The sequence below is a fragment of the Allobosea sp. FG18 genome, assembly GCF_057809495.1.
On record NZ_JBMDKB010000015.1, the window covers coordinates 50,103 to 64,509 of the forward strand.

Sequence of the window (14,407 nt, forward strand, 5' to 3'; positions counted from 1 at the left end):
CGGCCTACTCCGCCGGCTGCACGGCAACTGCCGGCGCGGCGCGCTTCGGCGCCGCGAGCCGGAAGCGCCGGTCGGTCAGCGAAAGCCCGCCGCCGAGCGCCATTACGAGCGAGCCGATCCAGATCAGCAGGATCAACGGCTTGTCATAGAGGCGAACCGCGACGCCACCATCCTGCGCCTCGCCAAGGCTGACATAGGCCTGGCTCAGGCCGTCGGTCCGGATTCCGGCCTCGGTCGTCGGCATCGAGCGGGCCGTGTAGACGCGCTTGGATGCTTCGACCGGCATCAGTTCGCGATCGCCCGAGAAAACCTGGAAGCGGGCGACCTCGGCCCGGAAATTCGGGCCGGTCCGCGGTGAGATGGCTTCCAGCACGATGGTGTAGCGGCCACTGGTCAGGCGCTCGCCGGGCTTCAGGACCGTGATCGCCTCGGTGCTCCAGGCCTGCGCGGCGATGCCGATGATGCTCAGGCCGATGCCGGCATGAGCGAAAGCCGTGCCCCAGGCCGAGCGCGGCAGGCCGCGGGCCCGCGACAGCATCGCGCGCCAACCGCTGGCACGCGCGACGATGCGCTCGCCGAGATCGAAGCCGGCAGCAAGGACGAGGAACACGCCCAAGCCGATACCGAGCGGTGCCAGAACCGGCCCGCCGCGAGTGAAGAAGAGCAGCGCGAGCGCCGCCAGCACCGCGATGCCGAAGGCAAAGGCATTGCGCTGTGCCGCGCCGAGCAGGTCGCCACGCTTCCAGGCCAGCGACTGGCCGATCGGCAGGAGCAGCAGCAGCGGAACCATCACCGGCACGAAGGTCGCGTTGTAGAAGGGCGGGCCGACCGAGATCTTGTCGCCGGTCACCATCTCCAGCAGCAGCGGATAGAGCGTGCCGACGAAGACGGTGGCGCAGGCTGTCGCCAGGAAGACGTTGTTGACGACGAGCGCGCTCTCCCGGGAGACCGGCGCGAACAGACCGCCCTGCCGCAGCAGCGGCGCCCGCCAGGCGAAGAGCGCCAACGAGCCGCCGACGAAGAAGATCAGGATGAGGAGAATGAAGAGGCCGCGCGCCGGATCGGTGGCGAAGGAATGGACCGAGGTCAGCACGCCCGAGCGGACGATGAAGGTGCCGAGCAGCGAGAGCGAGAAGGTCAGGATCGCGAGCAGGATCGTCCAGACCTTCAGCGCGTCGCGCTTCTCCATCACCACGGTCGAGTGGATCAGGGCCGTTCCGGCAAGCCAGGGCATGAAGGAGGCGTTCTCGACCGGGTCCCAGAACCACCAGCCGCCCCAGCCGAGCTCGTAATAGGCCCAATAGGAGCCCATCGCGATGCCGAGCGTCAGGAAAGTCCAGGCCAGGAGCGTCCAGGGGCGAACCGCGCGCGCCCACATCGCATCGATGCGCCCGTCGATCAGGGCGGCGACCGCGAAGGCATAAGTGATCGAGAAGCCGACATAGCCGACATAGAGCAGCGGCGGATGGATCGCGAGGCCGAGGTCCTGCAGAATCGGGTTGAGATCCTGCCCCTCGGCCGGCACCGGCGACAGCCGCTGGAACGGGTTCGAGGTCAGCAGGGTGAAGGCGAGGAAGGCGACCGCAACCAGCCCCTGTGCGGCGAGCGTCCCTGCCCGCAGACGCGGCGGCAGCGAGCGGCGCGAGAGTGCGACCAGCGCCCCGAACAACGTCAGGATCAGCACCCAGAGCAGCATCGAGCCTTCATGGTTGCCCCAGACGGAGGTGAATTTGTAGATCAGCGGCTGGGCCGAGTGGGAATTGGCGACGACATTGCCGACCGAGAAATCGGAGCGGACATAGGATGTCACCAGAGCGGCGAAGGACAGGGCGACCAGCGCGAACGAGACCAGCGCCGCGCTGCTGCCGACAGAGGCCAGCGTGCGATCCTGCCGGAGCACGCCCCAGAACGGCACGACCGCCTGGATGACGGAAACACCGAGCGCCAGCGCCAGCGCGTAATGGCCGATTTCGACGATCATGCTCGGCTCACGGCTTTGCCGGGGCGGCAGCCGGCGTGCTGGTACCGCCTGCCTGCCAATGCCCCTGCTTCTTCAGCGCGTCGGCGACCTCGCGCGGCATATAGGTCTCGTCATGCTTCGCCAGCACCGAATCCGCCTTGAAGCGCCCGGCGCCCTCGAAGACACCCTCGGTGACGACGCCCTGCCCTTCCCGGAAGAGATCGGGCAGCAGGCCGTCATAGCCGACCTTGATCGAGGTCTTGCCGTCGGTGACGCCGAAGGAGATGCGCTGGCCTGTGCCACGCTGGACCGAGCCGGTCTCGACCAGCCCGCCCAGGCGCATGCGGGTACCGGGCTGTACGCCCTTCTCGGCGATCTCCGTCGGACCGTAGAAGAAGACGATGGTATCGCGCATCGCGAAGAGGACGAGGCCGGCTGCAAGGAACAGCACGGTGCCGGCCGCCGCGATCAGCGTCAGCCTGCGTTGCTTGCGGGTGAAGCGGCGTTTCGCCGGAAGCGGCTGCGTCGGCTGTGCGATCGTCATGGCGCGGCCTCCTTCAAGGCCAATTCATCGGCGAGAGCGTCGATGGCCGCAAGCGCGGTCTTGTCCTCGGCCAGCCGCTCGCGCGCGGTCTTGACGGCCTGGAGCGCCGCGGGCTTGTCCCCAAGGACGGCGCGGGCGCGGATCAGGCGGCTCCACTCGGACACGCTGCCGCCCCCAGTGCTCAGCCGCTCGGCAAGCCCGTCGACCATCGCCTTGATCGCCTGCTGGCGCTCGGCTTCGGGAAGGGCTGCGACCGCCTGGCGGCCGGCATCGGCCTGCATCCGCTCCAACCGGGCGCGGACGGCCCCGGCCCAGTCGGCATCGGCGGGCGCTTCGGCGAGGAGCTGAGAGAGCGCGGCCTGTGCGCCCTCGCCGTCACCATCCTGCTCCTTGGCCAGAGCGAGATAATAGCGCGCCCGAGGGCTTTTCGGATCGAGCTTGACGGCCTCGCCCAGCGCTTCGCGCGCCGCGGCGGTCACGACGCCGCCGGCTTCCATGATGCGGGCCTCGCCCAGCCCGGCGAAGAGATCAGCATCGGGCTTGCCGGATCGGACCGCGGCGGCGAAGGCTTTCGCAGCCTCCTCGTAGCGACCCTGGCGCAGATAGATCGGCGCGAGCAGCGACCAGCCCTTGGCATCCCCCGGATTGGCGGAGAGATGGGCTTCCATGCGCGCGAGCACGAGGGCGAAATCCTGCTGCGGCCCGGCCTTCTCCAACCGCGCCGCCAGCGGCTGATCGGGTTGGCCGGGAGAGCCGTAGAGACCGTAGATCAGCAGGGCGAGCAGCGGCACGACCGAAAGCATCAGGGCGGAACTCGCTCGACGGCGGCGCAGCGAAGGCTCGGTCTCGCCAGCAGGCCCGGTTTCATCGCCAGCCGCGCGCAAGAGCCGGCGCGCAGCTTCGGTGCGGGCGGCCTGCGCCTCCTCTTCGCCGATCAGCTTGCGCGCGAGATCGCGGTCGATCTCCTTGAGCTGGGAGCGGTACAGGCTGCGGGCATCCGAAACATCGGCGAAGCCCTGCACCCGGCCATGGCCGAGCGGCCAGAGCAAGGCGAAGATCGCTGCTCCCGTCATCGCTGCAAAGATGGCCCAGATCATCATGCCGCGTTCTTAGCCAATCATCCGCTCGGGTTCATGGTGACAAAGGGTCACGCGGCAAAGAATTCTTCTAAACCGAAGGCAGTTCCAGCCGCGCCCTCAAGCCGCCCAGCGGCGAGCGTTGTAGGGTCAGGCCGCCGCCATAAAGCTTGGCGAGGTCGACGACGATGGAGAGGCCGAGGCCGGAGCCCGGCGTGGTCTCGTCGAGCCGGCGCCCGCGTTTCAGGACTTCGGCCATAGCGCCCTCCGGCAGACCGGGGCCGTCATCGTCGATCAGCAGCGCGATCCGCTCGGTATCGGCAGCCTTTTCGCCGGCAAGGGAAACCTCGACGGTCGACCCCGCCCATTTGAAGGCGTTATCGAGGAGATTGCCGAGCATTTCCTCCAGATCCTGCTTCTCGCCGCGGAAGCGCAGGTTGGGCGGAATCGTATGCGAACCGGAGATGCCCTTGCCCTGCGAGATCTTGATGAAGGTGCGCAGCAAGGCATCGAGCGAGGGCGCGATCTCGGTCACGCCGCCGAGCGCGCCCGAAAGCGCCGCCGCCCGTGCCCGGTCGAGATAATATTGCACCTGGTCGCGCATGATCGCGGCCTGCGCGCGGACGGTCTGGGGCAACTGGCCGTCGCCGCCGCTCGTGCCGGCCTCGTTCATCATCACGCTGAGCGGTGTCTTCAGTGCGTGCGCGAGGTTGCCGACCTGGGTGCGGGCGCGATCGAGAATCTCGTGATTGGCATCGATGAGCTGGTTGAGCTCGCTCGCGAGCGGCGCGAGATCGGGCGGATACTGCCCGACGATCCGCGGATTTTCGCCCGTCCTGACAGCACCGACAGCGGAGCGCAAGCGCACCAGCGGGCGCAGGCCGAAACGGACCTGCACAAGCGTGGAAGCGACCAGGGCGATGCCGAGCAGCAGGAAGGTCATCGCCAGCGCGAAGCGGAAATCCTGGATATCGCCCTCGATTTCATCAGCCGGCGCCGCTACGGCGACCGTAAAGCGCCCGTCCTCGCCGACATCGATCTCGCGCTCCAGGATGCGCAGGCGGCGGTCGTCCGGACCGGAAACATAGCTTTCGCGCAGGCCACGACTGTTCGGCGCGATCGATTGGTCGAGCAGTTTGGGCAGTTGCCCGCCGACCAGCGAGCGCGAGGCGCGGACATTCGGCCGCTCGCCGTCGAGCCTGGTGATCTGCCAGTACCAGCCGGTCAGCGGCAGGTCGAAGCGCGGCTCGCCGAGATCGCCGATCGTCTGGCGCTCGGTCTCGGGCGGCGCGGCGAGGTCGGCGACCAGCTGCTTGATATAGACCGAGAGCCGCTCGTCGAAGCCGCGCTCGGCCGAGCGGCGATAGAAGGTGGTCAGGCCGACGCCGGCCAGCACCAGGATCAGCACGCAGCAGACGGCCGCCGAGAAGAACAGCCGCGTTCCCAGCGAATAGCGATGGGATTTGAGCGGCATCGCCCGCGATCAGACCTTTTCCGGAGCGGCGGCGATATAGCCGAGCCCCCGGACAGTCTCGATGACATCGACGCCGAGCTTCTTGCGCAGACGGCCGACGAAGACCTCGATCGTATTGGAATCGCGGTCGAAATCCTGATCGTAGAGATGCTCGACCAGTTCGGTGCGCGACACCACCCGTCCCTGATGGTGCATCAGATAGGAGAGCAGCCGGTATTCATGCGAGGTCAGCTTGACCGGATTGCCGTCGACGACGACGCGGCTCGCGCGGGTGTCGAGCCGGACGGGGCCGCAGACCAGTTCCGAGGTGGCGTGGCCGGCGGCGCGGCGCAGCAGGGCCCGGACGCGCGCCAGCAATTCCTCGATATGGAAGGGCTTGACGACATAGTCGTCCGCGCCGGCATCGAAGCCCGAGACCTTGTCGCTCCAGCGGTCGCGCGCGGTCAGGATCAGCACCGGCATGGTCTTGCCGGCGCGGCGCCAGCTCTGCAGCACGGCGACGCCATCGACCTTCGGCAGGCCGAGATCGAGAATCACCGCGTCGTAGGGCTCGGTCTCGCCGAGATAGAGGCCTTCCTCGCCGTCGAAAGCCTTGTCGACGGCATAGCCGGCATTCTCGAGCGCGGTCACGATCTGGCGGTTGAGGTCCTTGTCGTCCTCGACGACGAGCAATCTCACGGTAGGGTCGCTCCAGTTAGGGGTAGCCGCAACGGCTGTCAGCGGATGGTGGCGATCTTGCCGGATTGTCCTTCCAGCGTCACCCTCGCGACGCGACCGTCACGCTTCAGCGTCGTCACCACATAGACGAATTCCTCGCCCTGGCGACAGAGCCTGATGCGGACGACCTCGCCCGGAGCGGCATGGCGGGCATGGCGCGAGGCCTCGGCCGGCTGCATCACGCGCCCCTCGGCGACGGCATCTCGCGTCTCCTCGGAGGACAGGCATGAGATCGGCGTCGCGTCGTCGACGCGGATCACCGGCATCGGCGAGGAGGCGATAAGCGCAAAGGCAAGGATCGGTTCGACCGGCATCATCGACATGGGCTAGTCCCATCCGCCTGAATGCGCCATGAATGCATCGCCTCGTTCACAACTCACAGTAGATCAACGCACCGAAATCCGTCCACGCCATTCGCGGCCGCGGCCGACCGTGGCGCTGAGCTGCCGGAGCGAGAGTCCGATTTCCTGCTGCGGCGCACCGAAATCGGCGAGCTCCTGCGCAGCCGGATAGGTCCATGCCGGTGCGTTCACGATTTCGGTACGAAGCGGCGTCTCGCCGTCGAGGACATCGAGGACGTAACGCTCTCCCTCCTCTCCAAGCGGCACCTCCACCAGGTCCCAGGAATCGCCATCGATTCGCGTCCGCCTTAGCCAGTCGATGTCGATACCGGCCCCGGTCCTGATCGCCTTCGGCCGGACAGGCGATAGCGGCACGAGCGCCTCCCCGGCGATCGGGGCCACGAATTCCACCATCGTGGCATCGCCGACATCGTCGCGGGCCGGGCCGATGCGATAGCGCTGCGTCCGGCCGAGATGGGCCAGATCGCTCGTCAAAGCGACGGCGGCACCATCCAGCACGACGACGCGAGAACCGGCCGGAAGAGTACGCGCCGCCGCACTCTCGCTGCCGCCGATTCCACGAATCAGGCTGGACAAGCGGAAGCGCTGTGGTCCGATCAGTTCGACCTGCGAAGCCGTGGCGATTTCGACGATGCCGTCCGCTCCCACCAGAGCGAGCGCATTCGCGCCGGCCAACGCTGCCTCCGGCGAAACGGAAGACAGCACGCCGCCGCGCAGCCTGACCTCCAGCACAGCGTGCCGATCCGTCCGCCAGAGCGGCCCCGGCGGCAGTGCCGTCAAGGTCTCGCCGACGATCGAGGGCGCCTCGACGAAGCCGTCGAGCGCGAACAGCCCGGCCTCGTCGGCGCGCCAGATCGCCAGCGCGCCAGGCCAGGGCGCGGCGAAAGCAGCGAGCGACAGCAGAGGCGGCGGTTGCACGGTGACGATCGGCAGGGCCAGCGGCACCGCCAACGGGCGGCCGGGCAGAGCGGGCGGCAGTCGCGGCGGCCGCGTCCCGCCGCTCGCTCCAACCGCCACATAGATCGCCGGTTCGACGGCGCGGGCGCTGACACGCCGTGTCGGGCCGTCTGCGATACGCGTGACGCGGAACAGGCGGGTGCCGGCCTCGGCCGGAACGGACAGGACATCGCCGGGCTCGAGCGCGATGCAGCGTGGAGACAACTCGCATTCGAGGGTTTCGCGCCCGGCCCAGGCTTCCTGCAGTCGCTGGTCCGCCAGGCGCCGCCCTTCAGCGGAGCGGGTCACGATCGCGGTTTCGACCGCGGCCTCGCGACGAGCCGCTCCCGCCAACCGGCGCGAGCGTGCGGCGGCGCTTCGGTAATCAGCCTCGCTGTCGCTGAAGCCGAGGCGCAGTTCGAGCGGCAGCTCGGTCTCCTGGCTGCGCCGGAGCGTGAACGGCTCGCCATCGCGATCTGGAACGAGATCGTCGGGTCCGAGCAGGCGAGCGACCTTGCCGCCCCTGCCCTCGAAGCGCAGAGCCCCAGCGCTCATGATCGCGTCGAAACCGAAGCTCTGGGCCAGCGGCTCGAGCGCCTGTCGCGCCGAAAGCGGCCGATCCAGCACATAGCCGTCGACGAAGCCGTCGACAGCGATCCGATCCGCAAGCGGCAGGCCGAAATCAGCCAGGAGCTTCGCGACGAGCCGGTCGACCGGCGTGCCTTCGAGACGCCCGTTCAGCCAGTGGCCGGTTTCGAAATTCGCGCCATCGGCCCAGATGCCCGAGAGATCCGGGAAGGCGGGGAACGGCCGCATATCCCAGGTCCAGACGAAAATCCTGTTGGGATCGACCATGCGGATACCGCTGGTCGGATGGACCGGATTGCGTGCGGGGTAGAACCCGGCCCGCGCCGGATCGAAGCCCGAAATGATCGCCTCGAGGGCGCGAGCCTGCACGAGATCGTCGCGCGCGCCGCTCGAAAACGGCGGATAGCCGCCCTCGTCCGATTTGGGATCGGGAAACATGTTGGGCGCATTGGCGCCCTTGTCGACCGCCGGCACGCCGATCTCGGTCAGCCAGACCGGCTTTCCGCCCGGCACGAACGGGGTCGCAGTCGTCTCGACGCCGCCCACGCGGCGGATATGAGCCTGGCTCCACCAGTTCCGAAGGTCCTTGGGCCGAAAGATCCAGGGCTTGCCATAGGCGCCGTCGGTGATCGGCAGGCGCGTCTGCGCGATCCGGCCGGCCTCGTCGGCGTAGTACCAGTCATAGGCTTCGCCGGCGGTGAGGCGCTGGCGCAGATAAGCGAGATCGGCCGGGCCGCGCGCGATCGCGGCATCGGCATGACTGCCGGAATCGCGCCAGTCCGAGAGCGGCGGATAGAAATCGATGCCGATCGCGCCGATGGCGGGAGAAGCCCAGAGCGGATCGAGCGGAAAATCGACACTGTCGCCATCGCCGCGGACATCCGCGCCATACTCTGTCCAGTCGGCGGCATAGGTCAGCGTGGCGCCCGGCAGCATGGACTTGACGTCCTGCGCGATGGCAACGAGCTGGTCGACCATCGGATAGCCGGATGCGCCACGCAGATGCGTCAGCCCGACCATTTCGGAGCCGATGACGACCCCCTCCACGCCGCCGGCGGCCTGTGCCAGGGCGGCGCAATGCATCACGAGCCGGCGATAGGACCATTCGTCAGGCTTGGCGCAGACGACGCTGGAGCCCGCTAGTGCCATGTCGACCGGTGCAACGGTGCCGACGAAGGATGCGACCTGTGCCGCAACCGCAGCGCTGCCTTCCGGGCTGCCCGGCCGACCCGGCGCGGGATCGCAGGTGATGCGGCCGCGCCAGGGATAACGCGGCTGGCTGGCGGCGCCGGAATAGGGATCCGGCAACGCGCTTCCGGCCGGGATGTCCATCATCAGGAAGGGGTAGAGCACGACCTCCAGCCCGTAATCGAAGCGCAGGCGCCGGATCAACGCGATGACACTCTCGTCCGAGGGCGTGCCGCCGAAAGCCGGCCGCCCGGAGAGCTGGCTGACGACACGGGCCGACGACCGCGTCAGCCCGGCCACCGACCATTGCGCCCCGACCGTCGGCTTGTGCGATATTTCGATCCGGGGCGCGACCGTGCAGGCCCCCGCGCGCAGATCGTCGCCGAACCAGGACACGATCAGCGACACGCGGCGCAGATTGGGGCAGAGCGCCGTGAGATAGCGCAGCGCCGTATCGGCATCGTTGCCGCTATACAGCTGGTGGCGCGTCAGGCTTTCAGTGACGCCGGGCTCGGGCTCGTGGCTGACCGGGCGGGTATCATAGACGAACTCGCCCGCACCCGGCGTCAGCGCCACCGCGCGGATCATACCACCCAGCCCGTCGACGGCGCGCACGACCTCAAAATCGAATTGCGGCACGCGGTTGCCGTAATCGGCCAGCGGGAAGCGCTCGAACACGACATAGGCGAGCCCGCGATAGGCCGGCGCCTCGCCCGCCTCCTTCGCCGCGATCAGCGGATCGGGCTCCTGCGTCTCGTAGCCGTGATGGACTCGCATCTGGACGGTCTGGACATCGAGCTCGCGCCCATCGACCCAGATGCGCCGGATGAAGGCGATCGGCCCTTCGCACAGGCCGATCGCGAGATTGGCATGGTAGCTATAGGTCGTCTCGAAGGTCTTCTTCGCACGGCTGCCGCCCTTGCCGCCGCTCTTGGTGCGCGTGATCGAGACCGTGACCTCTTCCTCGAAGCGCGTCGCCCAGATCAATTGCCCGCCAAGCCGCGCCCGGCCGTAGAGGCGGGGGATCGCCGCCCCCTCCGTCGCGGCGAGGCCATTGACCTCCTTGAGGCGCGGGCCTTCGACGATCTTGTTCCCGCCACCGGCGCCGCCGAGCCAGGCCTGATCGATGCTGGCGCCGGCAAGCCCACCCAAAGCCTGGCCGATGACGCCGCCGACCGGCCCGCCAAGGGCAGACCCGAGCGCGGCGCCGGCAACCTGGAGAAGAAGCGTCGCCATCAGTCGGTCACTCCGGGGAAGGAAAAGGCGTGGCTGAGATGGCGCCGCCACCAGGGCGTGAAGGCGACCTCGGCGACGGCCGCGCCGTCATGGGCATGGATGAGGCGGTCCGGGCCCGTGAGAATCGCGCAGTGTTTGGCCGGCAGGTGCTCGCGCCAGCGGAAGAGCAGCACATCGCCCGGCCGCACTTCCGCGAGGGCGAGCGGCTGCAGGTGGCGCTCGGCAGCCAAGGCGAGAGTCTCCTGCCGCAGGCTTTCGGCCCAGCTCGGCGAATAGGGCGGCGGCGCTTCCGGCTCGTCACCACAGAGATCGCGCCAGACGCCGCGCACCAGTCCGAGGCAATCGCAGCCGACGCCGCGCAGCGAGGCCTGATGATGATAGGGCGTGCCCAGCCAGAGCCGCGCGGCGTCGACGATCTCGTCGCGCCTCATCGGAACAGGCTCCCGCCGTCGAGCGCACCATCGCCGGGGCGGACGCCACCGATGATGAAATCCGTCGTCGGCATATGCGGGAAGCCGCGGAAATTGACGCCGTTGCCGAATTTGGCGCGACAGGTCGCGAAGCTCTTGTCGCAACCCGGCGTGACCCTGAATCCGTCGCCCAGGGCGATCGGCGCAGCCGGCGCCTGCCAGAGCTGGAACAGTGCCTGCACGCCCTCGCGGCCGTGCCGCTTCACCTCGGTGGCGAAGCCTGCGTTGGCACCGCCGGTGAAGACCAGCCGGCCACCGGTGAAGTGGCCATCCGCATAGGAGGCCAATCCCTCGACCGCGAGCGAGAGCCGGCCATCGCTCTCGACGACCTCGGCCTCCGCTGCGACCAACGACAGACCACAACGCGCATCGCCGAGATCGGCCGAACAGGAGCGCATGTAGAGCCGTCCGCGCTCCTCGTCGAAAGCCTTGGCAAAGCTACGGATCTCGGCGGTAAAGCGCGTCTCGCCGCGCTTGATCTCGCCGACGAAACCCTCCTCCAGCAGAACCCTCTGACCGGGATCGGCCCAATTGACCAGCCAGACGCGCACGCGCGCATCGTCGTAGAGCCCGCGCGCCAGATCGGCCTCGTTCAGGCCGAGGGCGGCGAAGGCGCCGGCGACCTCGCCGCCGCCGATGGCGAAGCCGAGCTCCGCCGCGCTTTCCGCCGCTTCGAGCCCGGCCGTCGCGGCAAAGTCGACGCCGTCGAAGGACAGCTTGCGATCATGGTCGGTAAAGCCGAGCACGAGCCCGTCACGGCGCGTCAGGCTCCAGCAATGGCAAAGCGTGGTCGCAGCCGCCGCGATATGGGCGGCGAGACCGGATGGAATGTCGCGCATGGGCAGACCTCAGGGAATGATCTCGATCACGGGGACGCGCGGGATCTCGCCGGCCGCAAAGGCGGAGAGATCGACCTCGATCGCATCGGTATCGAAGCGGACAGGCACGTCGAAGGAGAAGCCAGCGGTCACGACGGCGGCCGGCGGCGGGATCGAGCCGGCGGCGAAGGAGATCCGCCCAGTCGACAGGTTGCAGGAGAAGGCACCACCAGCCAGCTCGACGCCATCCATGGCGACCCGGACCGTGCCGGCGCAGGGCTTGGTGATCTCGCGGCTATAGGCGGACGCACCCGTCCCATAGGCCTTGCAGAGTTGGAAGCCGGTCGCGACGCCATCGCCGACCCCGATGACCTGGTCGGTCGCAGCCGGCTGCTGCGAGGGCCGGCAGCTCTTCCAGTCAAGCTGGTCATGCCAGCGAAAGCCATAGAGCCGGCCGCGACGCTCCTCGAAGAAGCTCACCACCGCTGCCAGCGCATCGAGATTGCGGATGCCGAGCCCGGCATCGTAGCGGCGGCGCGAATGCACCCAGCGGCTGTTGCGCACCTCCCGCCCGGAGGCGAGCGTCACGATCTGGGTCTGGCGCTCCGGCCCACCGCGCGCGCCGCGTGCGACATCGAGCGGGAAGCGAACCTCATGGAAATCCGGCATCCGCCCCTCCCTCAAAGAGCGCGCCGCCCACGCGCGACCGCGCGGGCGATCGCCGCGGAGACCTGTGCCTCCGAGCGACGGAAGCTGTCGGCATCGGGGGTCGAGACCTGCACGACGACATTGAGCGGCCGGCTCTGTCCGCTGCCGGCGCGCACGCCGAGGCGCCCGTCGGGACCGCGGGCGAGCGGCATGATCGCCTCGGCGCCGCGCTCACCCATCAAGCCGAGCCCCCGCCCGGTCGGGAAATAGGACGGCGAGGCGACGATGCCGCCTTCGGCGAAGGGCGCGACCGGAATGCTGCCGCCCGAGCCTCCGAAGCCGATGCCTCCGAACAGGCCGGTCAGACCCTTGATGCTGCTCCCGAGCAGGCTCGACAGACCGGTCTGCAGCGGTTTCAGCGCCGTCTTGAGCAGGCTATCGGTCATCGAGCGGCCGACGCTGCGCAGCACATCCTCGAAGCGCTTGCCCTCGACGACGCCGCGCGAGAAGGCGCCGACGATCGACTTGCCGAAGCTTTCCGAAGAGCGGCTCAGTGACTGGGTCAGCCGGTCCATCGTCTTGAGGTCCGAGAGGCGTCCCCCCGACTCCAAACCATCGTCATCCGTCATGGCCATCTCCTCGATAGATTGGTTGGAATTGCCGCCTCAGGCATCGGGGAAGACAGCCATCAGAGCAGCGAGCGCCGGACGTTCCGGCGCGGAGCCTCGGGAACGGTCCTGATGAGCCCGTAACGCCGCTGCGATCTCGCGCGGCGTCGCCGCCCAGAAGCGATCAGGCGGCCAGGCCAGCCGGCCGAGCCCGAAGGCCATCACCTCATCCCAGGGAAAACCCGCCGGCGCGCCTACGCCGGCGGCTGCGGAGGGCGGGCTGCGTCACCACCCTCGCCGAAGGTCGCCTCGAGCAATGCAATCGCCGCCTTGATGGCACCATTCAGGCCGCCATCGAAGGAGAGCTCCGCGACATCCTCGTCGCGGATCGCCTGGCCCGCTCCGCGGAGGCCGGCAGCGATGATGCGGATGATGTCGCGGGCGGAGAGCCTGCCTTCGACGAAGCGCTCGCCCAGCGCGGGGAGGCTATCGACGGCGAAGGCATGTTCGAGCTCAGCAAGCGCGCCGAGCGTCAGGCGCATCGGCAGGGTTTCACCGGCGACCACGAGCGCGGTCTCGCCGCGATGACGATTGACCATGGCTGTCCCCTCAGAGCGCCGCGAAGGCCAGAAGCCCGGCGGATTCCAGCGACAGGTCGAAGGTGACCTCTCCGGCATGGTCGCCGCGATACTCCAGGCCCGTGAGCTGGAACGCCCCCGAGATCGTGCCGAAATCCGGCACGACGATCTGCCAGTCGCGGATCGTCCCGTCGAAAAACGTCTGGCGGACGAGTGCATCCGACGCCTCGTCCTTGAAGATGCCGGCACCACTGATGCTGGCGCGGCGCACGCCGGCTCCCGCCAACAATTCGCGCCAGCGCCCGACCGATTCCGAATGCGTCACGTCGACGGTCTCGGCGTTGAACGCGATCTGCCGCGCCCTCAGGCCGGCGACCGTGACGAAGCCGCCGGCACCATCCCCCGCCTTGAGCAGCAGGTCCTTGCCCTTCTGTGCCGCCATGCGGCTTCTCCTTTATGAGCTAGAGCGTTTCGATGGCGGCGCGGAAGCGGATCGTCACCTGAGGCAACCCGTTGCGGGTCTCGCGGGCGAGCCGGCTCGACAGCCAACGCAGATTGATGAGCGCGTGCCCGTCCACAGTGAGGCCGACCTGATCGAGCGCTGTGACGATCAGGCCGGCGGCTTCCAGCGCCTGGCGCGACGAGCCGCTTTGCGCGGCCCAGACGACGAGCGCGAACTCCTGCTCGCAGCCCCGGTCGCTGCCGGTCGACCAGTCGCGCGCCTCAACCTCGCCATGAACGACATAGATCCCGCGCGCCGCGCGTGGCGCCTCATCGAAGATGCGGTCGGGGCCAATCAGCGTGGTCAAAGCTGCATTCGCGACGAGGCGCGCCTGTACGGCCGCACGAAGGGCCAGGATGGCATCGCTCATGGCGTCACCTCCTCGACCAGACAGATCAGCCGGCGGCGTGCGCCATCGGGATCTGCGGCGGAGCGGATGTCGAACAGGCGATCTCCGTCGCGCAGGCGCCTGCCCGCATCGACGTCACCGCGCCAGCGCATCGTGATGCGATAGTTGCGCGACTGCTCCGGCCTGCCCTGACGCCAGACCTCGGTGCCGGAAAGCCACTCGATCTGAGCCCAGAGCGCAGCGACGGTCTCGAACACCCGCGTCGTGCCACCCAGTCCGTCTGTCGCGGCGACCGGCGCCTCGAGCACGATTCGGCGCCGCATCCGGCCGATGGCAGCAGGTTCCTGGGCCAT

Annotated in this window: 15 protein-coding genes and 1 pseudogene; all 16 read right to left on the minus strand. The window is 68.5% G+C overall.

The window, feature by feature from the left end; genetic code table 11:
• Window positions 1-4: 4 nt before the first annotated feature.
• The 16 genes and pseudogenes from ACODTJ_RS17095 to ACODTJ_RS17170 all read right to left on the minus strand — a co-directional run bounded on the left by ACODTJ_RS17095 (window position 5) and on the right by ACODTJ_RS17170 (window position 14,407).
• Window positions 5-1,981, minus strand: coding sequence for a heme lyase CcmF/NrfE family subunit (locus tag ACODTJ_RS17095; protein WP_454657655.1), 1,977 nt, complete (start codon window positions 1,979-1,981; stop codon window positions 5-7).
• Window positions 1,982-1,988: 7 nt separating this feature from the next.
• Entirely contained in the window at window positions 1,989-2,504 is a 516-nt protein-coding gene (gene ccmE, locus ACODTJ_RS17100; RefSeq protein WP_454657656.1) for a cytochrome c maturation protein CcmE, read from the minus strand.
• Complete coding sequence (gene ccmI / locus ACODTJ_RS17105) at window positions 2,501-3,604, minus strand: c-type cytochrome biogenesis protein CcmI (protein ID WP_454657657.1); 1,104 nt, start codon at window positions 3,602-3,604, stop codon at window positions 2,501-2,503. The genes ccmE and ccmI overlap by 4 nt, the downstream gene beginning before the upstream one ends.
• A 67-nt stretch (window positions 3,605-3,671) precedes the next feature.
• On the minus strand, window positions 3,672-5,054 hold the full coding sequence (locus tag ACODTJ_RS17110) for an ATP-binding protein (RefSeq protein WP_454657658.1): 1,383 nt from the start codon (window positions 5,052-5,054) through the stop codon (window positions 3,672-3,674).
• A 9-nt stretch (window positions 5,055-5,063) separates the two neighbouring features.
• A complete protein-coding gene (locus tag ACODTJ_RS17115) occupies window positions 5,064-5,732 on the minus strand; it encodes a response regulator transcription factor (protein WP_454657659.1) in 669 nt (222 codons plus the stop codon).
• A gap of 38 nt (window positions 5,733-5,770) precedes the next feature.
• On the minus strand, window positions 5,771-6,094 hold the full coding sequence (locus tag ACODTJ_RS17120) for a PepSY domain-containing protein (RefSeq protein WP_454657660.1): 324 nt from the start codon (window positions 6,092-6,094) through the stop codon (window positions 5,771-5,773).
• A 63-nt stretch (window positions 6,095-6,157) separates the two neighbouring features.
• Window positions 6,158-10,081: a baseplate multidomain protein megatron gene (locus ACODTJ_RS17125; RefSeq protein ID WP_454657661.1), complete on the minus strand. Its 3,924-nt coding sequence runs from the start codon at window positions 10,079-10,081 to the stop codon at window positions 6,158-6,160.
• On the minus strand, window positions 10,081-10,512 hold the full coding sequence (locus ACODTJ_RS17130; RefSeq protein ID WP_454657662.1) for an NlpC/P60 family protein: 432 nt from the start codon (window positions 10,510-10,512) through the stop codon (window positions 10,081-10,083). Before ACODTJ_RS17130 ends, ACODTJ_RS17125 begins: the two co-directional genes overlap by 1 nt.
• On the minus strand, window positions 10,509-11,390 hold the full coding sequence (locus tag ACODTJ_RS17135) for a DUF2163 domain-containing protein (RefSeq protein WP_454657663.1): 882 nt from the start codon (window positions 11,388-11,390) through the stop codon (window positions 10,509-10,511). The genes ACODTJ_RS17130 and ACODTJ_RS17135 overlap by 4 nt, the downstream gene beginning before the upstream one ends.
• A 9-nt stretch (window positions 11,391-11,399) precedes the next feature.
• Window positions 11,400-12,038: a phage distal tail protein, Rcc01695 family gene (locus ACODTJ_RS17140; protein WP_454657664.1), complete on the minus strand. Its 639-nt coding sequence runs from the start codon at window positions 12,036-12,038 to the stop codon at window positions 11,400-11,402.
• A gap of 11 nt (window positions 12,039-12,049) precedes the next feature.
• A complete protein-coding gene (locus ACODTJ_RS17145; RefSeq protein ID WP_454657665.1) occupies window positions 12,050-12,646 on the minus strand; it encodes a phage tail tape measure protein in 597 nt (198 codons plus the stop codon).
• 36 nt (window positions 12,647-12,682) lie between these two features.
• Window positions 12,683-12,853 (minus strand): annotated as a pseudogene (locus tag ACODTJ_RS17150) (phage tail assembly chaperone); the annotation flags it as partial.
• 26 nt (window positions 12,854-12,879) lie between these two features.
• Window positions 12,880-13,224, minus strand: a complete 345-nt coding sequence (locus ACODTJ_RS17155) for a gene transfer agent family protein (protein ID WP_454657666.1) — start codon at window positions 13,222-13,224, stop codon at window positions 12,880-12,882.
• 10 nt (window positions 13,225-13,234) lie between these two features.
• A complete protein-coding gene (locus tag ACODTJ_RS17160; protein WP_454657667.1) occupies window positions 13,235-13,645 on the minus strand; it encodes a phage major tail protein, TP901-1 family in 411 nt (136 codons plus the stop codon).
• A gap of 19 nt (window positions 13,646-13,664) precedes the next feature.
• Complete coding sequence (locus tag ACODTJ_RS17165; protein ID WP_454657668.1) at window positions 13,665-14,075, minus strand: DUF3168 domain-containing protein; 411 nt, start codon at window positions 14,073-14,075, stop codon at window positions 13,665-13,667.
• On the minus strand, window positions 14,072-14,407 hold the full coding sequence (locus ACODTJ_RS17170; protein ID WP_454657669.1) for a phage head closure protein: 336 nt from the start codon (window positions 14,405-14,407) through the stop codon (window positions 14,072-14,074). The genes ACODTJ_RS17165 and ACODTJ_RS17170 overlap by 4 nt, the downstream gene beginning before the upstream one ends.

What these genes read in the sequence shown, in the direction of transcription:
- ACODTJ_RS17125 (WP_454657661.1), bottom strand. Translation starts at nt 10,081, where the DNA reads ATGGCGACGCTTCTTCTCCAGGTTGCCGGCGCCGCGCTCGGGTCTGCC.
- ACODTJ_RS17120 (WP_454657660.1), bottom strand. Translation starts at nt 6,094, where the DNA reads ATGTCGATGATGCCGGTCGAACCGATCCTTGCCTTTGCGCTTATCGCC.
- ACODTJ_RS17145 (WP_454657665.1), bottom strand. Translation starts at nt 12,646, where the DNA reads ATGACGGATGACGATGGTTTGGAGTCGGGGGGACGCCTCTCGGACCTC.
- ACODTJ_RS17095 (WP_454657655.1), bottom strand. Translation starts at nt 1,981, where the DNA reads ATGATCGTCGAAATCGGCCATTACGCGCTGGCGCTGGCGCTCGGTGTT.
- ACODTJ_RS17110 (WP_454657658.1), bottom strand. Translation starts at nt 5,054, where the DNA reads ATGCCGCTCAAATCCCATCGCTATTCGCTGGGAACGCGGCTGTTCTTC.
- ACODTJ_RS17165 (WP_454657668.1), bottom strand. Translation starts at nt 14,075, where the DNA reads ATGAGCGATGCCATCCTGGCCCTTCGTGCGGCCGTACAGGCGCGCCTC.
- ACODTJ_RS17170 (WP_454657669.1), bottom strand. Translation starts at nt 14,407, where the DNA reads ATGGCCCAGGAACCTGCTGCCATCGGCCGGATGCGGCGCCGAATCGTG.
- ACODTJ_RS17155 (WP_454657666.1), bottom strand. Translation starts at nt 13,224, where the DNA reads ATGGTCAATCGTCATCGCGGCGAGACCGCGCTCGTGGTCGCCGGTGAA.
- ccmE (WP_454657656.1), bottom strand. Translation starts at nt 2,504, where the DNA reads ATGACGATCGCACAGCCGACGCAGCCGCTTCCGGCGAAACGCCGCTTC.
- ACODTJ_RS17130 (WP_454657662.1), bottom strand. Translation starts at nt 10,512, where the DNA reads ATGAGGCGCGACGAGATCGTCGACGCCGCGCGGCTCTGGCTGGGCACG.
- ccmI (WP_454657657.1), bottom strand. Translation starts at nt 3,604, where the DNA reads ATGATGATCTGGGCCATCTTTGCAGCGATGACGGGAGCAGCGATCTTC.
- ACODTJ_RS17160 (WP_454657667.1), bottom strand. Translation starts at nt 13,645, where the DNA reads ATGGCGGCACAGAAGGGCAAGGACCTGCTGCTCAAGGCGGGGGATGGT.
- ACODTJ_RS17135 (WP_454657663.1), bottom strand. Translation starts at nt 11,390, where the DNA reads ATGCGCGACATTCCATCCGGTCTCGCCGCCCATATCGCGGCGGCTGCG.
- ACODTJ_RS17140 (WP_454657664.1), bottom strand. Translation starts at nt 12,038, where the DNA reads ATGCCGGATTTCCATGAGGTTCGCTTCCCGCTCGATGTCGCACGCGGC.